At 63.6% G+C, this 22,895-nt stretch carries 18 protein-coding genes; 8 read left to right on the top strand and 10 right to left on the bottom strand.

Annotated features, from left to right (window positions below):
* Positions 1-16: 16 nt before the first annotated feature.
* Genes HMI60_RS02630 through HMI60_RS02620 form a run of 3 tightly spaced genes read left to right on the top strand, consistent with a single transcriptional unit; the run spans position 17 to position 2,479 of the window.
* On the top strand, positions 17-982 hold the full coding sequence (locus tag HMI60_RS02630; protein WP_193591116.1) for an ABC transporter ATP-binding protein: 966 nt from the start codon (positions 17-19) through the stop codon (positions 980-982).
* Entirely contained in the window at positions 966-1,838 is an 873-nt protein-coding gene (locus tag HMI60_RS02625) for an ABC transporter permease (protein WP_193590509.1), read from the top strand. Before HMI60_RS02630 ends, HMI60_RS02625 begins: the two co-directional genes overlap by 17 nt.
* Positions 1,839-1,858: 20 nt before the next feature.
* Positions 1,859-2,479 carry an L-threonylcarbamoyladenylate synthase gene (locus HMI60_RS02620; protein WP_064722094.1) on the top strand — a complete coding sequence of 207 codons (621 nt, stop codon included), beginning with the start codon at positions 1,859-1,861 and terminating at the stop codon, positions 2,477-2,479.
* Positions 2,480-2,505: 26 nt separating this feature from the next.
* Here the strand turns inward: HMI60_RS02620 and ligD are convergent, their stop codons facing one another.
* Positions 2,506-3,528 (bottom strand): non-homologous end-joining DNA ligase, encoded by a 1,023-nt coding sequence (ligD, locus tag HMI60_RS02615; RefSeq protein ID WP_026267134.1) that lies wholly within the window; start codon positions 3,526-3,528, stop codon positions 2,506-2,508.
* A 113-nt stretch (positions 3,529-3,641) separates the two neighbouring features.
* Between ligD and HMI60_RS02610 the strand changes: the two genes are divergently transcribed.
* Entirely contained in the window at positions 3,642-4,307 is a 666-nt protein-coding gene (locus HMI60_RS02610; protein ID WP_193590508.1) for an alpha/beta family hydrolase, read from the top strand.
* A 2-nt stretch (positions 4,308-4,309) separates the two neighbouring features.
* On the opposite strand, the gene HMI60_RS02605 is transcribed toward HMI60_RS02610, so the two are convergent.
* From HMI60_RS02605 to HMI60_RS02595, 3 genes are all read right to left on the bottom strand, one after another.
* On the bottom strand, positions 4,310-6,412 hold the full coding sequence (locus HMI60_RS02605) for an elongation factor G-like protein EF-G2 (RefSeq protein ID WP_193590507.1): 2,103 nt from the start codon (positions 6,410-6,412) through the stop codon (positions 4,310-4,312).
* Between the two features lie 170 nt (positions 6,413-6,582).
* A complete protein-coding gene (locus tag HMI60_RS02600) occupies positions 6,583-7,317 on the bottom strand; it encodes a M50 family metallopeptidase (protein ID WP_193590506.1) in 735 nt (244 codons plus the stop codon).
* Entirely contained in the window at positions 7,314-7,931 is a 618-nt protein-coding gene (locus tag HMI60_RS02595; protein ID WP_018777509.1) for a TetR/AcrR family transcriptional regulator C-terminal domain-containing protein, read from the bottom strand. The genes HMI60_RS02600 and HMI60_RS02595 overlap by 4 nt, the downstream gene beginning before the upstream one ends.
* A 151-nt stretch (positions 7,932-8,082) precedes the next feature.
* Here HMI60_RS02595 and HMI60_RS02590 point away from each other — a divergent pair, with 151 nt between their 5' ends.
* Positions 8,083-9,540, top strand: a complete 1,458-nt coding sequence (locus HMI60_RS02590) for an APC family permease (RefSeq protein ID WP_079581492.1) — start codon at positions 8,083-8,085, stop codon at positions 9,538-9,540.
* Positions 9,530-11,164, top strand: a complete 1,635-nt coding sequence (locus HMI60_RS02585) for an amidohydrolase (RefSeq protein ID WP_193590505.1) — start codon at positions 9,530-9,532, stop codon at positions 11,162-11,164. The genes HMI60_RS02590 and HMI60_RS02585 overlap by 11 nt, the downstream gene beginning before the upstream one ends.
* A 9-nt stretch (positions 11,165-11,173) precedes the next feature.
* On the opposite strand, the gene hrpB is transcribed toward HMI60_RS02585, so the two are convergent.
* On the bottom strand, positions 11,174-13,780 hold the full coding sequence (gene hrpB / locus HMI60_RS02580; RefSeq protein ID WP_193590504.1) for an ATP-dependent helicase HrpB: 2,607 nt from the start codon (positions 13,778-13,780) through the stop codon (positions 11,174-11,176).
* A gap of 87 nt (positions 13,781-13,867) precedes the next feature.
* Complete coding sequence (locus tag HMI60_RS02575) at positions 13,868-14,911, bottom strand: NAD(P)-dependent alcohol dehydrogenase (protein ID WP_039241152.1); 1,044 nt, start codon at positions 14,909-14,911, stop codon at positions 13,868-13,870.
* Positions 14,912-15,161: 250 nt separating this feature from the next.
* Between HMI60_RS02575 and HMI60_RS02570 the strand changes: the two genes are divergently transcribed.
* Complete coding sequence (locus tag HMI60_RS02570; protein ID WP_193590503.1) at positions 15,162-16,928, top strand: HNH endonuclease signature motif containing protein; 1,767 nt, start codon at positions 15,162-15,164, stop codon at positions 16,926-16,928.
* A 170-nt stretch (positions 16,929-17,098) separates the two neighbouring features.
* Here HMI60_RS02570 and HMI60_RS02565 read toward each other — a convergent pair whose 3' ends face one another.
* The 4 genes from HMI60_RS02565 to HMI60_RS02550 all read right to left on the bottom strand — a co-directional run bounded on the left by HMI60_RS02565 (position 17,099) and on the right by HMI60_RS02550 (position 20,649).
* Positions 17,099-18,352, bottom strand: coding sequence for an RNA polymerase sigma factor (locus HMI60_RS02565; protein ID WP_079581360.1), 1,254 nt, complete (start codon positions 18,350-18,352; stop codon positions 17,099-17,101).
* Positions 18,353-18,389: 37 nt separating this feature from the next.
* Positions 18,390-18,809, bottom strand: a complete 420-nt coding sequence (locus HMI60_RS02560; protein WP_018779633.1) for a YciI family protein — start codon at positions 18,807-18,809, stop codon at positions 18,390-18,392.
* A 177-nt stretch (positions 18,810-18,986) separates the two neighbouring features.
* Positions 18,987-19,544: a Clp protease N-terminal domain-containing protein gene (locus HMI60_RS02555; RefSeq protein WP_018779634.1), complete on the bottom strand. Its 558-nt coding sequence runs from the start codon at positions 19,542-19,544 to the stop codon at positions 18,987-18,989.
* Positions 19,545-19,698: 154 nt separating this feature from the next.
* Positions 19,699-20,649 (bottom strand): 5'-3' exonuclease, encoded by a 951-nt coding sequence (locus tag HMI60_RS02550; protein ID WP_026267433.1) that lies wholly within the window; start codon positions 20,647-20,649, stop codon positions 19,699-19,701.
* 167 nt (positions 20,650-20,816) lie between these two features.
* Here HMI60_RS02550 and HMI60_RS02545 point away from each other — a divergent pair, with 167 nt between their 5' ends.
* Positions 20,817-22,751: an FAD-binding monooxygenase gene (locus HMI60_RS02545; protein ID WP_193590502.1), complete on the top strand. Its 1,935-nt coding sequence runs from the start codon at positions 20,817-20,819 to the stop codon at positions 22,749-22,751.
* Positions 22,752-22,895: the final 144 nt, after the last annotated feature.

Here is a 22,895-nt window from a genome sequence, read left to right as displayed (position 1 = left end):
GACCGGCCCTGCCGTCCTGGCAAGCCATCCAGGCACCGGCGACAATCTTGCCATCGAAACACGTGGACTGGTGAAGCGCTTCGGCCGCCGCGCCGCCGTCGACGGCATTGATCTGGCCGTTCCCCAGGGGGCGGTCTACGGCTTCCTGGGGCCTAACGGCTCGGGAAAGACCACCACCATCCGGTTGCTGCTTGGCCTCGCCACGGCGAATAGCGGCGACATCAGCGTTTTGGGCAAGGAGATGCCACAATCCTTGACCTCCGTGTTGCCGCACGTGGGCGCTTTGGTTGAGGGCCCCGGTTTCTACCCGTTCCTCACCGGCGAGGCAAACCTGATGCGCCTGGACTCGGCCGACCGCCACGCACCCTCAGCCACCAGGCGGCAACGTGCCCACGAGGCCCTGGACCGTGTGGGGCTCGGCCATGCTGCCGGAAAGAAGGTCCGCGCCTACTCATTAGGCATGAAACAGCGCCTCGGCCTGGCCAACGCGATGCTGCGTCCCCGTGAACTGCTTGTCCTCGATGAACCGACCAATGGACTTGACCCCCAAGGGACGCGCGAAGTGCGCGCCCTGGTTCGTTCCCTTGCCGCAGGTGGCACGACGGTCTTTGTCTCGAGCCACCTGTTGGCCGAGGTCGAGCAGATGTGCACGCACGCGGGCATTATGAGCGCGGGAAAACTGGTGGCCCAAGGGCCACTGGATGAGCTGCGCTCCTCCGGGGAGTCGCACGTCCTGATCCACACACCCGACGTCGGCGTGGCCGCAGGCGTCCTGTCCCGCCTTGGCGTGGTTCCAAGTGATGCGACAGGCAGGGGCGACGACACGCTCATGGGCACCGGACTCAACGGCCTTGCCCCGGAGACGATTGTGGCCGCGCTGGTTGCAGGAGGCGTGCGCGTCCGCGGATTCACTGTTGGGCACGCAAGCCTGGAAGAACGGTTCGTGTCCCTTACTGGAGAGGGGTTTGACGTTGCCGGCTGAAACCGCTGCTGGTATTCCATCTGCCACCGAGCGGTCCGGGGCAGGGTGGGCACTCCTTGCCTCTGAACTGTCGGTACTCTTCCGCAGGCTCCGCACTTGGGCCATGCTGGTCGCGTTGGCCGCCGTGCCCATCCTGATTGCAGTCGCGGTGAGGTTGTCGTCGAGGCCCGCAACTCCTGGCCGCGGCCCGCTGTTCCTGGACAGGATCACCCAGAACGGGCTCTTCGTGGCGGTCACGGCGCTGGTGGTATGCGTGCCATTGTTCCTTCCCCTCACCATAGGTGTGGTGGCAGGAGACACGATCGCAGGGGAAGCGAACCTCGGAACCTTGCGGTACCTGCTGTTGGCACCTGCGGGACGCATTCGCCTGCTGTTGGTCAAGTACGCGGGAACGGTCGCCTTCTGTTGTGCCGCGACGGCAACTGTGGCAGCGTCAGGCACCCTGGCCGGCGTCGTCCTCTTTCCCGTGGGGCCGGTCACCCTGCTGTCCGGCGACACCGTCAGCGTGGGCGATTCCGCACTGCGGTCGCTGCTGATCGCTGCCTACATCACGGTGTCCCTAATGGGGGTGGGGGCGATCGGCCTTTTGATCTCGACCTTCACCGATGCGCCTGTTGGTGCCATGGCAGCCACGATTGTCCTGTCCGTCGTGTCGCAGGTCCTCGACAACCTGCCACAGCTGGAGTGGCTACATCCGTGGCTTTTCAGCCACCACTGGCTGGACTTCGCTGATCTGCTCAGGCAGCCCATCGCCTGGACATCGTTTGGTGCGAACGCGCTGCTGCAGTCCGGCTACATAGTGGTGTGCGGCGCCTTGGCGTATGCGAAATTCTCCAACAAGGACGTGTTGTCATAGCTTTGTCGTAGGCTCTTTGCATGGCCAGATTCTTTGATGTGCACCCGGAAGACCCTCAACCACGCGCCATCGGCCAAGTGGTCAATATGCTGCGGGACGGCGGCTTGATCGCCTACCCTACCGACTCCTGCTATGCCTTGGGCGCCCAGATCGGAAACAGGGAAGCGCTGGACCGGATACGCGCCATCCGGCATCTGGACGGCAAACACCACTTCACTCTGGTCTGCAAGGACTTCGCCCAGATGGGCCAGTTCGTCATGCTGGACAACGACATCTTCAGGAGCATCAAAGCTGTAACCCCCGGCAGCTACACGTTCATCCTTCCGGCCACCCGGGAGGTTCCGAAGCGGCTTCTGCACCCCAAGAAGAAAACAGTCGGCGTCCGCATCCCGGACCACAAGGTGGTGCAGGCACTTCTCGCCGAATTGGGAGAGCCTCTGCTGTCCAGCACGCTCCTGCTGCCGGATGAGGAAGAACCGTTGACCCAGGGCTGGGAAATCAAGGAGCGTTTGGACAACCAGGTGGACGGCGTGATCGATGCCGGAGACACAGGTTCGGAACCAACCACGGTGATCGACTTTTCGAGTGGGGTGGCCGAGGTGGTACGTCGCGGTACGGGCGATCCTTCCCGCTTCGAATAACGGTCAAGGCCGACGGCGGTGGCGTACTATTCCGGCTTTCGCGCCCGGCTTGGCTGTACCCGCATGGGTTCACCGGGCATTTTGGGAAACTCCGGCGGGAAAGGCATCTCGCCCTGGCCGTTCTCGACGTCGCGTTCCCACCATGTGAGCAGGACGTCAATGTCACCTGGATGATCGTGCATGGCCGCCCAAGGATCCCCCACCTTTTTCAACCGGTCGGGAACGGTGGTGATGGTGTACTTACCGGGGTCCGCATTCTCCAGTTCCTCCCAGGTCAAAGGGCAGGACACCTGCGCTGTCGGTACAGCCCGGGGGCTGTAGGCGCCAGCGATGGTCCGGTCCCGGTTGGCTTGGTTGAAATCCACGAAGATCCGCTTTCCGCGTTCTTCCTTCCACCACGCCGTGGTGACCTTGTCGGGCATGCGGCGCTCAAGTTCGCGTCCGGCAGCGATCACGGCGTGGCGGACTTCGAGGAACTCGTGCTTGGGATGGATGGGGGCGTAAACATGCAGACCGCGGTTACCCGATGTCTTGATGAACGCCGTCAGCCCGGCCTCCTCCAGGACAGAGCGAAGCTCAATCGCAGCCGGGATGGCGTCGTCGAAATCCGTCCCGGGCTGGGGATCCAAATCGATCCGTAGCTGGTCCGGGTTATCGGGATCGTTGGCACGGGAAGCCCAGGGGTGGAATACCACTGTGTTCATCTGGGCTGCCCACACCGCTGCCGCAGGTTCGTCGATGACCAGTTGGGGGTGTGACCGCGCGCTCGGGTAGGTAACAGTGACGGCGCGAACGTACTCAGGGGCGCCCTTGGGAGGGTTCTTGGAGAAAAACATCTCTCCATCGATGTTTCCTGAGTACCGTTGAAGGCTCACAGGCCTGTTGCCGTTGGCGGCGACAAACGGCTCGCCGACATCGATCAGGTAGTTGGCGAGATCGAGCTTGGTAAGCCCCGCGTCCGGCCACATGACCCGGCCCGGACTGGAAATCCTGACCTCACGTGGGCCGTTGGGACCGGGAACGGTTACAGTGGTTGCTTCACTCGCCATGGGCACAAGCTACCCCGTAAAGGTGCGCCGCGTCAGCACCTTGTGCCTGATGCCCGAGGGCGTGTTTCGTGATGGGCTCTTCTCCTGCCGCTCTGGTAGGTAATGATGTTCATATGCCCACCGTCGAGACATCCCTGACCGTCGCCGTCGCTGATACCCGTGTTTCCGCCCTCCATGTCCAGCCTGAGGACAGTTTTGCCACCTTGGTGGTGGCCCATGGCGCCGGGGCCGGGATGGAACATCCCTTCCTGCAGGGCTTCGCCTCGGCCATGGCGCAGGAGGGTGTGGCTACACTCCGTTTCAACTTTCCCTACCGCGAAGCCGGGCGTCGCTTCCCGGACCGTCCGCCACTTGCCATCGCAACGTGGCGGACCGTGATGGAGGCAGCTGCAGAGTTGTCGGACGGCAATCCGTTATGGGCCGCAGGCAAATCGTTCGGGGGGCGCATGGCGTCCATGGCGGTGGCCGAAGGCATGCCCGCGCAGGGACTCGTCTACCTTGGTTATCCGCTACATGCCCCCGGGAAGCCTGAGAAGCTCCGGGATGAACACCTTTACGGAATAACCGTGCCGATGCTGTTCCTGCAGGGCACCCGGGACACCTTCTCCACTCCTGAAATCCTGGAAGGCGTGGTGTCCAGGATCGGCCCGACGGCGAGGCTCCAGTGGTGCGAGGGCGGTGACCATTCATTTGCGGTCAAGGGCCTGAAGCGGACCGCCTCTGAAACAGGTGCTTCGCTGGCACCCGAGGTAGCTGCGTTCTTGAAAACGGGTGCCTGAACCTACTTGGGCAGTGGCTCGTGGCGAAGGTACGATCTCCGGAAATGTCCTGTGCCGGCCGTGAGTGCGCGGAGGTCGATGGCGTAACGCAGGAGTTCCTGGTCCGGCACTTCCGCAAGGATCTCGGTACCCTCGTTGTCGGTGGCATTGGTGCCGTTCACCCGCCCTCGTCGCCCGGAGAGGTCGCTCATGACAGCTCCGACGTATTCGTCGGGCACGCTGATCACCACGGAGGAGACAGGTTCAAGGAGTTGGATTTTCGCGGCGGCGGCAGCCTCCCGCAGCGCCAAGGCGCCTGCTGCCTGGAACGCGGCATCGGAGGAATCCACGCTGTGGGTCTTGCCACCCACCAGCGTTACCTTGATGTCCACCACCGGGAATCCTGCAGACACCCCCTTGAGCATTTGGGCCCGGACCCCCTTTTCCACGGACGTGACAAACGTTCCCGGAATGACCCCGCCAACGATCTTGTCCGTGAACGCAAACCCGTCGCCGCGTGCCAGCGGTTCCACCTCGATGTCGCAGATGGCGAACTGGCCATGGCCGCCTGATTGCTTGACGTGGCGGCCGTGTCCGGTTGCCTTGCTGGCGAACGTCTCCCGAAGGGGAGTAATGATATCCACGGTCTGCAGCTTCACGCCTTGGTTTCGCAAGCGGTCCATGATCACCTCGGCGTGCGCTTCTCCCATGCACCACAAGATGAGCTGATGGGTGTCCGGGTTGCGCTCAAGCCTGAGTGTTGGATCGGCGGCCGCTACCTTTCCAATGCTCTTCGCCAACGCGTCTTCGTCGCTTCGTGATGCGCCCTCCACGGCGATCGGCATCAAGGGTTCGGGGATGTTCCAGGTCTCGATCAGGAGCGGGGCTTCGCGGTCCGAGACGGTATCGCCTGTTTCGGCACTTGCCAGTTTGCTGATGGCACAGATGTCACCCGCGATGCACTCCGGGACGGCTTTGAGGCCGGATCCCACCGGGGAGTACAGGTGTGTGATGCGCTCATCCGCGTCGTGGTCCTCATGTCCCCTGTCCGCCAGTCCCCTGCCGCCGATGTGAATGGACGAATCCTCGCGCAGCGTTCCCGAGAAGACCCGAACCAGGCACACCCGGCCGAGGAAAGGGTCTACGGTGGTCCGCACGACTTCGGCGGCGAGACGGCCCGCGGGATCGCAGTGCAACGTCTTCAGCGATGAACCGTCGAGCGTCATGGCTGCAGGTGGCGTCCGTTCAAGGGGCGATGGCATAGCGTCGGTGAGCAGGGCCATCAGTTCCGGCAACCCAAGGCCCGTTTCGGCCGAGGTGGGCATCACGGGAAAGAAACTGCCGCGTGACACGGCGGTTTCAAGGTCGTTGATGAGGTCGGGCAACGGCAGTTCTTCACCGCCCAGGTACCTGTCCATGAGGGTTTCGTCTTCGCTTTCGGCAATGATTCCTTCCAGCAGGGCATCCCTTACTGATTCCACATCGGCCGTGGGGGTCAACTCCTCCGCGGCTCCGTGAAGGACACCGATGAGGCCGGCGTTACCCACTGCCGGAACATACAGCGGGAGGACAGATTCTCCGAAGGCTTCCCGGCAGCGCTCGACGGCGGCGCTGAAGTCTGCGCGGGGATGGTCCAGTTTGCTGATCACTACTGCGCGGGGCAACCGGATCTTTTCGCATTCGCTCCACAGCGCGACGGTGGCACCGTCGATTCCCTCCACGGCGGACACAACAAAAAGGGCCGCGTCGGCGGCCCGCAAACCAGCCCGCAACTCGCCTGTGAAGTCGGTGTAGCCGGGGGTGTCGATCAGATTGACCTTGATGTCGCCAATGAGGATCGGTGCGACGGACAGAGTTACCGAGCGTTGTTGATGGATGGCTGAAGGATCAGCATCGCTGACAGTCGTGCCTTCGCTGATGGAGCCCATCCTGGTAATGGCTCCCGTTGCCGCGAGCAGCGCTTCGACCAGCATCGATTTGCCGGAGCCCGAATGCCCGACCAGTGCCACGTTGCGTATCCTGGCGGGGTCTCGGTGTGCAGAAACCACGCCGTTCCCACTGCGCCTGGTTTCATTCGCGGTGGGGCTTGTAGCTTTTCCTGCATCCCGCGTGCCCTTTGCAGACATGGCATCTCCTGAGGTTCTCCCGCCGCGGAGCCCGAACGCTCATGGTTCGCATCCAGAGCTCCGAATCTTTAAGAGGATTGGACACCCTGAGGCGACCACACGGCAAGTGCCTGCAGCCACTGAACCAAAGCCCGCGGCGTCGCACGTCCCCCGCCGTCCCTGATGCCGGGCTAAACGGTGAGCAGCCCCCATAGCAACCACGCTGACGCCGCCACGCAGCCGGCAATGACGACCGTGAACCCGGAGAGCCACACAAACCCGGGCACGCCAGTGGTCCGGCCCAGAATGAAAGCGTCTGACGAAGCGAGGCGTTCACGGCGTTTTGTGTGAACGCCGGCCAGCTTGAAGAGGTCACGCACCCCTCCTACGGTCAGGGCTACGCCTAGGGCCAACACGACGTAGTTGACTACGTCGGGAGTGGCGAAAAGGAGCAAAACCTGGGCAATCCCTGCGCTGGCCAGAGCCACCAGTATCCCCGTGAGGTTGCGCAGGAAGACCAGGGAAACCAACAGGATCAAGGCCCCGACCGACATGGCAGCGCCCGACCGCCCGGCGCTGACCGCCGCAATCAGGCACAGTCCCACGACGGCCGGGGCAGGATAACCCCAGAAACCGGACCACGCCGCACCGAAGGCGCTCCTGCCACTGCTGACCAGGCGGCCGGAGTGATCGAGCCCGATCCGGAGTCCATGGACGAATCTTCCCGTCATGAGGGCTGCGTAGGCATGGCCCAGTTCGTGGACGAAGGTGACGTACAGGCCGAACCATCGCCACGTCGCGCGCGGGATGCTGAGGACCACAGCACAGGCGAGGATGCCAACGAGGACAGGCATGGGTACGGCAGTGGTGTGGGTCTGGGTGAAACCACGGACCACCGCCTCCCACCACATTTGCAGAAAGTTCACTGAACCGCGGTCCGCAGCCGGGAATGCAAGCCCGCGATGAGGATTTCCAAACCGAATTCGAAGGCCGCTTCGCCCCGCTCATCGGCAGGTCCCGCGTTGGCCAAGGCGCCGCTGAGGGCCGGGAAGCCCTGCTGTGGAGGTGCCCAGACAACGTCCGGGGCTGCCAGATCCAAGGCAAAACCCAGTGCGAAGCTGTCGATGGTGGAGATCGCGGACAATACGTCGCGGCCGCGGAAACCGGCGGCTTCCAGGGCCAGTGCCAGGTCCTCGTAGAGCCCAAGGACCTGGTGGTCCTGCACCGTCTGCAGTACCAGCAGCGGAGCGAGCCTGGGGTGCCGGGCAAAGGCATCCCGGTAGCTGCGGACAATCGCGCGAAGGGCGGCCTCCCAATCCTGCCGGGCGTCGAGTTCGTAAGTGCTTTCGGAGATGATGCGGCCCCGCATGAGTTCAAGGATCTCTTCGCGTCCACTGACGTGGTTGTAGATGGAGGACTGGCTGACGCCGATCCGTTTGGCCAGTTTGGGCAGGCTGAAGTCCCCGGCCTCGTCCACCAACTCCAGGGCGGCGGTGACGAGTGCGTCGATGGATATCAGCGGGACCAGCGGGCGTGCCATACGGGGTACTCCATTCAAGGTTGTTGTTACGACTCTAGCCAGAAGTTGCCCGATGGGTATTGTGCTGCGGATCACAAGACCTTACGATAAACGAAAGGCTTTCGCTTAAGTCTCCCTCCCCCAGTTTTCCCCTTCACCCCATAGGATCCCCATGTCTGATCTGGAAACCCGACCGCCAGCAGCCGATGCTGGAAACGGGCTCAAACGGAACGCCATCGGCACCGGCGGCATCGCCTTCCTGGTGATCTCCGCAGCGGCCCCACTTACCGTCATGGCCGGCGTGGCCCCCGTAGCCATTGGAATCGGGGGCATCGGCGCCCCCATGGGCTACGTCGTCGCCGGCGCGGTGCTGTTGGTATTCGCCGTCGCTTTCATGGCAATGACCAAGCACGTCAAAGCCGCCGGCGGCTTCTACACCTACATCACCTTGGCCATGGGCAGGACGGTGGGACTTGCCTCGGCAATCCTCGCGATCGTGTCCTACAACTGTCTGCAAATCGGGGTCTACGGGCTGTTCGCGGTCCAGACCCAAGCCATGCTTCGAACGCTTTTCGGCCTGGAAGTCCCTTGGCCGCTGGTAGCCCTGGCCGCGATAGCGGCTGTTTGGTTCCTCGGCTACCGCGGAATTGACGTCGGCGCCAAGGTGCTGGGCGTCTTGCTCATCGCTGAGACCGCGATCCTCGCCATCATGGGTGTTGGCATCCTGGCCCGCGGAGGTGCCGAAGGTATCAGTTTCGCTTCCTTCTCCCCCGAAAACGCCTTCACTCCCGGAGTCCTGGCCATTCTCGCTATCTGCTTCGCGGCGTTCATGGGCTTCGAATCAACGGTCCTGTACCGGCGTGAAGCACGTAATCCGGACAAGTCCGTCCCCAGGGCGACCTACATCGCCGTGGGATTCATGTCCGTGTTCTACGCCTTCATCGTGTGGACGGTCATCCAGGCATTCGGCAACGGGAACGTCGTGGCTGCTGCCGGTGAACTCGCCGACGGGATGTTCTTCGCCACCATTAACCAGTACGTAGGCCCCTGGGCCGAGGTCGTCATGTATGTGCTGATCGTGACAAGCGTTTATGCCTCCCAGCTGGCCTTCCACAACGCCATCAACCGCTATGTCTACATGCTGGCCAAGGACGGGATCCTTCCCGCCTTCCTGGGCAGGACACACCCGAAATACAAGTCACCGCACCGTGCGGGACAGATCCAGACGGTGCTGGCCGCCGTCGTCATCCTGATCTGTGCCGTGGCCAATGCCGACCCCTACAAGCACCTGCTCATTTGGGTCAACACACCAGGCATCGTGGGGATCGTGGCGTTGCAGGGGCTTGTTTCGGTGGCCGCGTTCATCTACCTGCGCCGGAACCCCGCCGCAGTGACCAACCGAGTGCTCATTCCAGTGAGCATTGCATCGGCCGTCCTGCTCTTCGGGGTCGTGGCGCTCATCGCCGTCAACATCGAACTGCTGACCTTTGCCGATGCCGTCACCAACGCCATTCTCCTGTCTGTCACACCCATCGTTTTCCTCGCAGGCCTGCTGATCGCCCGCCGCCTGCGCACTGCCCGCCCCGACGTCTTCGCCCGGATTGGAAGCTTTGAAACCCATGATTCCTGACCTCATCGTCCTCGCCGATACCATCCATACCCTGGACAAGCACCCACAGCGTGGGCCCGTCCAAGCAGTCGCGGTCAGCGACGGCACCGTGACCGCCGTCGGAAGCCGCGCTGACGCCCACGACTGGCGACAGGCGGGCACAAACGTGGTGGACTTCGGCAGCGCGACACTCACGCCGGGCCTGGTTGACTGCCACATCCATCCGGTATTCGGCCTGGACCTCACCGTCGGTGTGGACCTTTCCGGTGCGTCGACGCTTGATGAAGTCCGGGCGCTCCTCCGCGCCCAGGCAGCACACGACGACGAGTGGTTGCGTGGCTGGGGCCTGAATCCGAACGCGTTCGGCACGGCGCCCTTGCACCGCAGCATGCTGGACGATGTCAGCGGCGGCAAACCGGCACTGATCCGGTTGTTTGACGGGCACTCGGCCGTGGCCAACAGCCGCGCCCTGGAGGTGGCCGGCGTCCGTGGCAGGTACGCCTTCGAGCAAGCCTCGGAAGTGGTCTGTGACGCCGAAGGAGTTCCTACCGGCCTCTTGCTAGAAGCCGCCGCCATGGAGCTCGTGCAGCGGCACATCCCCCAGGAGTCCTTTGCCCGGCGCAAGACGAGGCTGGCCGCATTGCTCCGGGATTTTGCGAGGTCGGGACTCACCGGCGGCCACATCATGGACCACAGTGCAGAATCCGCAGCGCTCTTCCACGCACTCGAGGCCGACGGTGAGCTGCCGCTCCGGCTGCGCTCTGCGCCGTGGTGCATGCCTGGCACCGGAGAGGACGACTGGAAGGAACTCGCCCGTACCTTGGGCAAGGGTGGGCGCCGCTGGTCCGTTGAAGCCATCAAGCTGTTCGTAGATGGAACGGTGGATAACGGAACGGCCTGGCTCTACGAACCCGATCTGTACGGCGAATCCACGGCGCCCTTCTGGCCGCGGCCCGAAGAATACTCAGCCGCCGTCCGCTACTTCGCCACCCGCGGAATCCCGACGGCGACCCACGCGATCGGTGACGCCGGAGTGCAACACGTGCTGGAGGCGATGGAGTCCCTCCGCGATGTTGTGCCGTCGGATGTCCTCCGCCGGACTGTCCACAGGATCGAGCACCTCGAAACCGTTCCGGACGAACTCGTGGCGCGCTTCAAGGATGCGGGGGTGGTGGCGAGCATGCAACCGACCCATTGCACTCACTACTCCCTGGCCGACCATAGCGACAACTGGTCCACCAGGCTCGGTCCCGAGAGGGCCGACAGGGCGTGGCGCTGCCGGGATCTTCGTGAAGCCGGTGTCGCCCTGGGGATTGGCTCCGATTGGCCCATCGCTCCTTTCCCGCCGTTGCCCATCATGGCGGACGCACGCCTGCGGCGCCGTTCGGGCCACCCGGAGCAGGACCCCATCGCTCCCGCCCAGGCACTTACGGCGCTTCAAGCGCTTGAGGGCTACACCTCACACGCAGCAAAAGCCGCAGGGCTATGGGATGTTTCGGGGTCCATTTCCAAGGGCAAGCGGGCGGACTTCACTGTCCTTGAACTGGACCCTCTTAGCGCAGCGCCGGACGAGCTGGCCGCAAGCCGCGTCCTGGGAACGTTCGTGGACGGGGAAATCCAGTTCATGCTGGACCGTTCGGCCTAGCAGGCCGCCCTACATCCGGTTCTTGGTCCTGGCGGTAGCCGGTGCGGTCCACGGGTCTTCGGGCCAGGGATGCTTGGGATAACGTCCCCGCATCTCTGCCCGGACCTGTGCGTAGGGGCCGGACCAGAAAGACGAGAGATCATCCGTGACGGCCAGGGGACGCCCTGCCGGGGACAGCAAGTGAAAGAGCACGGGCACCCTGCCGTCCACCAGCCGGGGCGTGCTGTCCCAGCCGAAGCACTCCTGCAACTTGACCGCCACGACGGGACGACCGCCGTCGTCATCCACGTCCGGATAGTCAAGGCGCACCAGCGAACCGCTGGGCACCGCAAGGCGTTCGGGAACAAGAACGTCCAAACGGCCGGCATCCGGCCATGGAAGGAGGCGGCGCAGCGGATCGGCAAGATTCACGGCACTGGCAGCAGTGCCAGTGGCCATCGCCTCCAACTCGGGGGCCAACCATTCTTCCAACCTGGCCAACAGGCCTGATTCCGTGACATCGGGCCAAGGGTCACCGAGCTCACGGTGGAGCAGGGCCAAACGCCGCCGGAACGCATCGGCGTTGCTGGACCAATGCAGCATGGATAGTCCGTTCTTGCCCAGGGACTCTGCTACTGCCCTTCGTCCAGACGCGACGCTGGGACGTACCGGCGTTGAGGACAGCACAATCGCCCCAAGCCTCCGTTCCAGGCGGGCGGTCACGCGACCTTGGTCAAAGGTGGCGTACTCCTTCCCGGTCAAGAGGTGGGGGGCCGCGGCCTCGGCCAGTTCCGCCGAAAGCGGCGCGGCCGAGCGAATAACCGCACCTGTCCCGGCAGCGTCGCGGCCCTGCGCGCGTGAGACCTCAGCAACCGCCAGCCAATCGTGCCCTGACAACGGACTCCCGGCCGGCAGTCCCGCCCGCGTACCCGAGGTCAGCAGGTAGCTGTCCGGGCCATTCCCCGTAACGCGTTTGGCCATACGGTCCGGGAACGCCAGCGCCACAACGAAGCCGGGCGCCTCAGCCGCCGTGATGTGGCGGGCATTTGATAAGGGCACGACGGCGGCCGCCTCCTGCCGCGCGATGCTCTCCATCCGCTTCACGTCTTCGGCGAAACGCCGCGCTGCGGGATCTGATCCGGAACGCAGGTAGCCCAGTAACTTGGTCAAGTCCGCCCCGGGAGCACGCTGATCGCCGGCCACCATGGCCACCGTCTCGGCCGCGACGCGTCGGCCCACAACTGCTGATCCGTCCAGCAGGGCCCGGGCCAGACGCGGATCGGCGGGTACGCGCGAAAGAGTTTTGCCCAGGGCGGTGGCTGTTCCGTCTTCCGTCACGGCGCCCAGTTCCCTGAGCAGTTCCATAGCGTCGTCCATGGCCGCAGAGGGCGGGGTATCCGGCAACGCCAGCCCCTTGCCGCGGGGCGCCCCCCAGCACGAGAGCATCAACGCCGCTCCAGTCAGGTCAGAGGCCAGGATCTCCGGGGTTTGATGGGCAGGGGCGGAAGCAAAGTCCCGTTGGTCGTAGCAGCGGACCACGGTACCCGAGCCCTGCCGCGCCGCGCGCCCCGCACGCTGATCCGCCGATGCACGTGAGCAGGAGACGGTAACGAGACCGGACATGCCGCGGCCGGCATCCCTGCGCGGTTCGCGGGACAGCCCCGAGTCGACGACCAACCGGACTCCCGGAACGGTGAGTGACGACTCAGCCAGAGACGTGGACACGATGATCCGTGCTGCGCCTCCCGGCTCCCGCCCGGATACTGCGCGGTCTTGGGCGTCAGGACCTACTTGGCCGTGCAACTCAAGAACCTCAACGTTCCCCGACACCTCCGCCCGTAGGCGGGAAGCGACGTCGGACACCTCACGGACGCCCGGGAGGAACACCAAGGCATCCACGTCGGGGTTCCCGGCCACGGCGGCTGCGTGGGCCTCCGCCGTGGTGCGGGCAACGTGATCGAGGAAGGCACGGGCCACTCCCCGTTCGTCCAAACGGTGTTCCCGGAACGGACGCCACTGAACGTCCAAAGGGTGCATTGCGGAAGGGCAGTCGATAACGGGAGCCGGCCCGCCGCCGTCGTCCCCGGTTCCCAACAACGCGGCGAACCGCCGGGCATCAAGGGTTGCCGACATGGCGACCAGTGTGAGGTCCTCGCGGAGTTCGTGGACCTCGGCGAGCATCCCCACCAGAAGATCAGACTCAAGGCCCCGCTCATGGACCTCGTCCAGGACCACCGCCTGGACGCCCTCCAAACCGGGGTCCTTGAGGAGTCGCCGGATGAGTATCCCGGGAGTAACGAACTCCACCATCGTGTCCGGACCCGTCCTGGACTCGCCACGGACGGTGTAGCCCACCTTGCTGCCCAACCGGGTTCCGTCCAAGGAAGCGAGCCGCCGTGCGGCGGAACGTGCTGCGACCCTCCGGGGTTGGGTCACGACGACGCGTGGCTGCCCGGAATGCCACTGACCAATGAGGTTCGCCAGCAGCGGCGGCACCAGCGTGGTCTTTCCCGTACCTGGCGGTGCCTGCACGACCGCCGTGCCGCCGTCGCCCTGCTGCGACAGGGCCGCTGCAAGGTCCTGGATGGAGTCGGCGAAGACCAGTCCCCTACCAATGGTGTCCAGTCTGAAAGTCACCAAACCATTGTCGCTGTTTTTTGGCAGCGTCCCGGCAGCCGAAAGGCCGCGCCCTTTTGGAGGGCGCGGCCTTTCGAGACGTTCGGTCTAGCCGATGGTGGAGGCGTCGATGACGAAGCGGTAGCGGACGTCCGAGGCGAGAACTCGTTCGTAAGCGTCATTGATCTTGCTGGCAGGAATGACCTCGATCTCCGCACCAAGGCCGTGCTCGGCACAGAAGTTCAACATCTCCTGCGTTTCGCGGATGCCACCGATCATGGAGCCGGCGAAACGACGGCGACCGCCGATCAAGGCAAAGGCGTTCACCGGGAGCGGTTCAGCGGGCGCGCCGACGTTGACGAGCGTTCCGTCGAGCGTCAACAACTGGAGGTAGGCGCTGATGTCGATTGAAGCGCTGACCGTGTTGATGATCAGGTCGAACGTACCGCCGAGCTGTTCGAAGGTGGCGGGGTCACTGGTCGCGTAATAGTGGTCCGCGCCCAACTGCAGGCCATCTTCCATCTTCTTCAGGGACTGCGACAGAACCGTCACCTCGGCGCCCATGGCGTGGGCAATCTTGACGCCCATGTGTCCGAGACCGCCCAGCCCGACAATCGCTACCTTCTTGCCCGGACCCGCGCCCCAGTGATGCAGCGGGGAAAAGGTGGTGATACCGGCGCAAAGCAACGGAGCAGCAACATCGAGGTCCAGCCCTTCCGGAATGGTCACCACGAAGTCTTCATTCACCACGACGTTGCTGGAGTAGCCACCCTGGGTGATGGTGCCGTCGCGGTCCACCGCGCCATAGGTGCCCACGTTGCCCTTCAGGCAATACTGTTCCTCGCCGGCCAGGCAGTTCTTGCATTCCTTGCAGGAGTTGACCATGCAGCCGACGCCGACGCGGTCGCCGACCTTGTGTTTGGTCACCTCGGCGCCAACCTCGGTAACGATGCCGGCGATTTCGTGGCCCGGCACCAAGGGGTACTGCTGGGGACCCCAGTCACCGCGAACGGTGTGGATGTCCGAGTGGCAGATACCCGCAAACTTGATATCAATATGGACGTCGTTCGGGCCAACTTCGCGGCGTTCAATGGTGGTCAGGGTCAGGTCGCCCGTGGCCGAGGGTGAGGCAAATGCGGAAGCGGTAGGCATGTTTCTCCAACGTGTCTGTCTTTAGTGGATGTTTCCATCTAACACGCTTTGGCTGAGTGTAAGCAGTCACTGCTGTTACGGGTACTGGCAGAAACCCTCTCGGCATGATGAGGATGTTGCCGTTGGAGGCTCTGTCAGCAGGAGCCGCATGGGTGGATTTTCGGCTTCCAAGACCGGCGTAGTCACGGACTTTTCCACATAGCCCGTGAGGGGGCTAATCGCCGGCGTCGGGCCATGACAGGCTCGTTGCATGGACACAAACGGGCAGGTTCTCAGTCGGCCGGGCGAACCGTCCGACGTTTCCTTCCGTTCAGGGAATCCGCAATCCGAGCAATCAGGCTCCAGCGATTTGTCCCCGAGCGATCACAACAGTAAGCGGCTTCCTGTCAGCTGCGGACCCACGTCCGGCTCTGGAGGTGGTCCGTCAGAACAGGCACAGTTGCTTGACGATGCTTCCGAGGCGTTGGTCGAGCTGTGTGGTTCGGTCGCTGCCGATGCCCGGTTGTTTGGTTTTGGGGAGGCTGCTGATTTTGCGGGCCGGGTAGAGGATCTGTCTCGGCAGCTGGAGTACGTGCAGGTCGTTGCGGCGCAGGCTGTGGAGCGGACCCGGACGGAGGCGCAGCGTGCGGTGCCGGCACAGCAGCCCGGACAGTCCCCGGCGTCCGGCGCCCAGGAATGGCGGACGGGGTGGACCGAACCAGCCGGTGGCTCAGGGGACGGTGGTGGTGCTTCCGGTGGTCGTACGGGTGAAGCGGCCCCCGGAAGCACCGTCAAAGCGGGTACTGCTGATGGTGCTGGTGCTGGTGGTGGTGGCAGTGTTTTGGATGATGGGTACCGGAACGCGGCGGAGTTCCTCCGGGCCCGGTTGAGGATCGGGATCGGCGAAGCACGGCGCAGGCTCGCCCTCGCGAACGATGTCCTGCCCGGGGCCGGAATGACCGGCCAGGAAATCCCGGCCCGTCGTCAAAGACTCGCCGAGGGCCTCCACACCGGACAGGTCCCGTCCCGGTCCGCGACGATCATCAGCACCGCCCTGGACAAAGCCCAACACTTCACCGACCCGGACACCCTCACCGGCATGGAACACGCCCTCACCACCACCGCCACACAGTCCGACCCCGACTTCGTCACCACAATGGCCAACCGCTGGATCGACCACATCGACCAAAACGGCCCCGAACCCACCGAAGAAGCCCTCCGCCACGTCCAAGGCGCGTTCCTCCGACGCCGACGCCGCCACGGACTCCACCACCTGGAAATCTTCGCCACCACCGAACAATACGAAACCCTCACCACCGCCATGAACGCCGCCACCAACCCACGACTCACCAACACCACAAACACCCAAACCGGCACCACCGGCCCTCAGCTGGACCGGCGCTCCCGCGCCCAGAAACTCCTCGACGGCCTCATCGGAGCCTGCGCCGTGGCCATGACCACCGGGAAACTGCCCAGCAACGGCGGACTCCGACCCCAACTCACCGTCACCATCGACCACCACGACCTCTTCCAACACCTCACCCACACCACCACGAGCGCCACAAAAGAAACCAACACCACGAAGCAGCCGCGCCTCCGGAACACTGTCAGTACCGGCACCGCGACCTTTACCGGCCCGATCCACCCCAACACCATCCGCAAAATCGCCTGCGACGCCGACATCCTGCCCGTCCTGCTCGGCACCGACTCCCAAATACTCGACATCGGCCGCACCACCCGGATCTTCCCACCCCACATCCGCAAAGCCATCACCGCCCGCGACGGCGGCTGCGCGTTCCCCGACTGCACCCTCCCCGCACCCTGGTGCGAAGCCCACCACATCACCTACTGGTCACAAGGCGGCACCACAGGAACAAACAACGCCACCCTGCTCTGCTCCCACCACCACCACCTCATCCACAAAGAACACTGGCGCATCACCATCCAAAACGGCGTCCCCTGGTTCATCCCCCCACCCCACATCGACCCCCACCAAACACCCCGACGCAACCACCACCACACACCACCCAAAACATAAGCACGGGCGGGAAAACCAGCATGCTGCCCATCACACGACGTGACTATGCCGTGCATTAGACCTGGCTGGGACGTCCCTGCCTCTAGACCCGGCTGGAATTTCATTCTCCTGAGAATCCGGGACTGCGTCGGCCGGCAACACGGAATGATTCATCAATCCCGTGACTTCGGTCAGCTCTTACCGAGTTGCGCGATCTTTCGCTCCAGGGCAGTCCGTTCGGCTGCGTTCGTGCAGCGGTCGAGGGCCAGTTTCAGTGATTCTTCGGCGTCTGCGTAGCACCCAAGCCGTGCCAGCAACTCTCCCTTCACTGTTGGCAGAAGGTGAGATCCTTCCAACTCGCCCCTGGCTGCGAGCGAATCCACGAGCTTCAGGCCGGCAGCCGGCCCTGCGGCCATGGCCACGGCCACCGCGCGATTGAGTTCAACGACAGGCGACCCGGTGAGCCGCCCCAGCGCTTCATACAGGACGACAATGCGTTGCCAATCTGTCTCGTCCGCAGTGCGGGCGATGGCATGGCATTCGGCGATCGATGCCTGCAACCCGTACGTACCAAGACCCCGTCCAGTGCTCACCGCAGTCGCGAGTGCCGCCCTGCCGCGTCGTATCGCTGACTGGTCCCAGCGCCGTCGATCCTGGTCGGCAAGGAGTACCGGGTTCCCGGCCGCGTCGATCCTCGCCGGGAATCGGGCGGCCGTTAGTTCCATCAGCGCGAGTAGCCCGAATACTTCGGGTTCAGGCGCCAGCCGGACAAGGACCCGGGCCAGCCGCTGTGCTTCGCCAGCGAGTTCCGTCCGCATCCACGAGTCCCCCGCAGAAGCGAAGGACCCCTCAGTGAAGATGAGGTAGATGACGTGAAGCACGGATCCAAGCCGTTCGGGGATCTCGTCGCGCTCCGGCACGGCAAACGGTATATGGGCGGCCGCGAGGGTCTTCTTGGCGCGGGTGATGCGGGCCTGGACGGTAGGTAGCGGAACCAGGAACGCCTTGGCGATTTCATCGGACCCCATGCCACCAACCACCCTCAGTGTCAGGGCGATTCGCGCTTCCTTCGAGAGGACCGGATGGCAGGAGATGAACATCAAGGCCAGGACGTCGTCATCTATCGCATCCGTGGTGAACAGCGCGTCCGCTCCTGCCGCCTCTTCAGTCAGCTCGCGGGCCAACAGCGCGTACTTTTCGTCCTGGGCGGAACGTCGGCGGAAGGTGTCAATGGCCCGGCGTCGTCCGGCAGTCAGCAGCCAGCCCGCAGGTTCCAACGGAATACCCTTGACGGACCACGACACGATCGCTTCTGCGAGGGCTTCCTGGGCAAGGTCCTCGGCCAGCGGGAAATCGCCCGTATAGCGGGCAAGGGCGCCGACGATGCGGGCAGATTCGCTCCGCCACACTGCCTCGACGGCGGCCCTTGCCTCGTTGCTGCTCACGCGCGATGCCGCTTCCAGGGAAAAACCGGTCGAAGTTTCAGAGTTGGCCGGTCTGCTCGCGCCATGCACGTTCCTTTTGAATCCATTCGTTGTCCTGGGGGAACTCGTCGATGCTGGTTACGCGGCGGATTTCGGTTTTGGTGCCTGCTGTCATGGGCGCCCTCTTGGCCCATTCGACGGCCTCCTGCTTCGAGGCGACATCAAGGATGTAGAAGCCACCGAAGAGCTCCTTTGTTTCACCGTAAGGACCATCAGTGACTACGGGCGTTTCGCCGGTGAAATCAACCACTACGGTCTCCTTCGGATCCTCCAGACCTTCGGCGGCCAGCAATACTCCCGCCCGGATCAGTTCGTCATTGAATTTACCCATGGCTTCGAGGATGTCGTTGAAGTCGATGTTCTCGAACTTGGCGTAGGAATCGTCGTCTGCCCGCATGATCAACATGTACTTTGCCATTTGGCTCAATCTCCTATGTTGTGGAAGGTCGCCCTTCGACCTTCTCACCCATAGGTCGAACGGTGCGAGGTCAAATCGACAAGGGTTCTAAAAAAACTTCCAGCGGCACGAAAAAGGATCCCCCGGACAACTCCAGGGGACCCTTTTAGTGCCACAAAAAGGGCTTGTCACGGCGTACTAGCGCCCGCCACCTCCGATAACGCCTGCCTCAACGGCCTTGGTTACGGCGTCGGCTTCGGCCTGCGTCAGCTTTCCGTCCGTCACGGCCTTGTCGAGCCGGGTTTTCAGTGCGGCAGCACGCTGGGCCTGCCCCTCAGAACGGATCTCTTCCAACGCCGTGGTGACCTTGGCTTCGTCAACGCCGAGCGCCGAAGCGAGGGACTTCGCCAACGCGGCATCGCGGGCCGAGGGATCCGGCTTAGTGCCCTCTGTTCCCTCGGCAGGCGGGGTGGTGGGCTTGTTCGCTTCGCGGAAGGCCTTCAGCGCGTCGGAGACTTTAGTCTCGTCCACACCCAGCTTGGTTGCCAGTTCGGACGCAATCTTGCCGCCGTCCCGTCCGTGTCCATGCCCGCCGGGCCTTCCACCCTGGTCCGATGGAGTGGTCGCATCAGCGGAAGATGTAGCACTCGGCGTCGGCGTGGTCGCTGCTGTGGCGATGCTGGTCACACCCAATCCGGCACCCAACGCAAGCGCTCCGGCTGCGACCCCCAGGGTTATTCTCTTGGTTTTCGACATATGCCTCTCCTCAATCCCTTGCTACGGGTGTTGTCTGAGGGACGGTCCAATGTGCCGTCCTCCTAACACGATGAGGGGCCAACCCCAGACCATCCTGTCCCGTACCTATGACGAAGCTGTGAATGCATGTTGGTTCGGTTATCGGGCGGTAACGTCAGCGGACCCGGTCCAGCGCATCGAGGAGTCTTTTGACGGAACCACCCAGGTTCCAGTCGTTGGCCAGCTGCTCCAGCTCAGAGCGGGCAGCGCCCGCTACAGGTGAAAGTTCCGCGCCCGCTTCCTCCAAGGACGGCAGCTGCAGGTCGCGGACAACATTGACGACGGCGGGCGCAACCTTGAGGTAGTCCGCGGCACCTGACAGTTTGGCGCGGACGGAAGCCGACAAACCGCCGTCGGGATCCTCTGCCGCCTCCAGCAGCCCCTGCAGGGTGCCGTGCTCGCCGAGCAAACCAGCTGCGGTTTTTTCGCCGATGCCGGCCACTCCGGGAAGCCCGTCGGAAGCGTCGCCGCGGAGGGTGGCAAAGTCTGCGTACTGCTGCGGCAGAACCTTGTATTTGCCGACAACTACTACCTCGGTGACCAATTCCAGGTTCTTCATCCCGCGCGCTGTGTAGATTACCCGTACACCGCGCTGGTCATCGACGAGTTGGAAGAGGTCGCGATCGCCGGTCACGACGTCAGTGGGGAACGCTGCCTGGCTGGCGTAGGTACCCACCACGTCATCAGCCTCATGCTCATCGGCGCCCACCACGGCTATCCCGGCGAGCTCCAGTACTTTGCGGATCATGGGGATCTGCGCTTCGAGCGGATCCGGGACGACCTCGACGTCGGGGCCGTTCGGAACGATTTCCGCGACACGGTGGGACTTGTAGCTGGGAATCAGGTCAACACGCCATTGAGGACGCCAATCGTTGTCCCAACAGGCCACCACGTGTGTGGCCTCGTAGTCCGTAACGAGGCGGGCGATCATGTCCATCAGGCCGCGCACGGCGTTGACCGGAGTCCCGTCCGAACGCCGGATGGAATCAGGCACACCGTAGAAGGCGCGGAAGTACAGGGAGGCTGTGTCCAGGAGCATCAGTCGAGGCATACCTGATCCTGACATGCCCCGGGCAAAAACCACAGGAACCCGTCTCCTTCCAGCCCTCTCCGTCAGATGACTTGAAGAGCACTGTGACCCGCATTACGATATAACGAGCGATAATAGAACAGCATGTTCTATTATCGAACACCAAGTCGTTCCACCAGCCCACAAAGAAGTGAGGAAAGCCCGTGCAGTTCCACCACCACGGTTATGTATCAGGTGACCCGCGGGTCGAGCCGGCCGCCGGCGTCGGAATCAACCGGCCGTCAGCACTTCCGGATGAAGTCGATGTCCTCATCGTGGGCACCGGTCCCGCCGGGATGTTGACGGCGGCCCAGTTGGCCCAGTTCCCCGGAGTCACTACGCGCATCATCGAACGCCGCCCTGGCAGGCTCGCCATTGGCCAGGCCGACGGCATCCAGGCCCGGAGTGTTGAGACCTTCCAGGCCTTCGGGTTTGCAGAGCGGATCACAGCCGAGGCATACCGCATCACCGAGATGGCCTTTTGGAAGCCGGACCCGGCCGATCACTCTCGCATCGTCAGGGCAGCCAGGGCGGTGGATGATCCCGCCGGGATCAGCGAGTTCCCGCACTTGATCGTCAACCAGGCCCGTGTCCTGGACTATTTTGCGGAGTTCATGGCGAACTCCCCCACGCGCATGGTCCCTGACTTTGGCTACGAGTTCCGCAGCCTGAAGGTCACCGGCGACGGGGACTACCCGGTTGAGGTGACCCTCGGCCACACCGCCGGTGCCGATGAGGGCCAGGAGCGGGTTATCCGCGCCAAGTACGTAGTTGGTGCCGACGGCGCCCGCAGCAAGGTCCGCGAATCGATTGGCTGCCATCTGGCCGGTGATCAAGCGAACCATGCCTGGGGCGTCATGGACGTCTTGGCGGTCACCGATTTCCCGGACATCCGGACGAAATGCGCTATCCAGTCCGGCAACGGCGGCAGTATCCTGCTGATTCCCCGTGAGGGCGGGCACCTGTTCCGCATGTACGTGGACCTCGGCGAGGTCGCAGCGGATGACCACGGGGCGGTGCGGAAGACCACCATCGAACAGATCATCCAGAAGGCCAACGACATCCTCCACCCGTACACCTTGGATGTTCGCAACGTCGCGTGGCACAGCGTTTACGAGGTCGGCCACCGCCTGACAGACAGGTTCGACGACGTCCTGCCGGAGGAGCGCGGAACGCGTACCCCACGGGTGTTCATCACCGGCGACGCCTGTCACACCCACAGCGCCAAGGCCGGCCAGGGAATGAACGTCTCCATGCAGGACGGCTTCAACATAGGCTGGAAGCTCGGTCACGTCCTCGAAGGCCGCAGCCCCGAAAGCCTGCTGGACACGTATTCCGCGGAGCGCCAGGTGGTCGCGAAGAACCTAATCGACTTCGACAAGCAATGGTCCACCCTCATGGCCAAGAAGCCCGAAGAGTTTGAAGACCCCACGGAGCTGGAGAACTTCTACACCGGCACCGCAGAGTTCCCCGCAGGTTTCATGACCCAATACGCGCCCTCCCTGGTCGTATCGGAGCCGCGGCACCAGGAACTCGCAACCGGCTTCCCGGTAGGCAAACGCTTCAAGTCCGCCCCTGTCCAGCGGGTCTGCGACACCAACCCCATGCAGCTGGGCCACCACGCAAAGGCGGACGGCCGCTGGCGGATCTACGTCTTTGCCGATACCGCCCAAGCAGGCGCCGAAGGCCCGGTTGCCGACTTTGCCGAGTGGATCGCGAACGCGCCGGACTCGCCGCTGGCTGCGACGCCGTCGAACCTTGACCGGGACGCTTGGTTCGATGTCAAAGTGATCTACCAGCAGGACCACACCAACGTGGACATCAACGCCGTCCCTGCGGCATTCAAGCCGACCGTGGGACCGTTCAAACTGACGTACCTCGAAAAAGTGTTCGGCACCGATCCCGCCAACGACATCTTTGAGCTGCGCGGCCTCAGCCGTGACGGCGTCGTGGTCGTCGTCCGCCCGGACCAGTATGTTGCCAACGTCCTGCCGTTGACGGCGACGGCGGAACTTGCGGCGTTCTTCGCTCCGCTCCTTTCTGCGCGGCGCCCCGGGATTGCGAAGGCGGATGCAGGGCTGGTGAGCAACCCGGCCTAGGGTGACGATAAGTGCCAGGGACCCCCACAGGGTCCCTGGCACTTATCGTTTAACGCCCGCCCATGCCCTCGGGTGGAACTTTTACATACCTGTAACGCAAACCACTAGCTGCAAACGAAATTGCAGAGTATGTTAATTGCAATC

The sequence above is a fragment of the Paenarthrobacter sp. YJN-D genome (genome assembly GCF_015040335.1).
In the GTDB taxonomy this organism is placed as follows: domain Bacteria; phylum Actinomycetota; class Actinomycetes; order Actinomycetales; family Micrococcaceae; genus Arthrobacter; species Arthrobacter nicotinovorans.
This window is presented reverse-complemented; position numbering and strand designations above follow the sequence as displayed.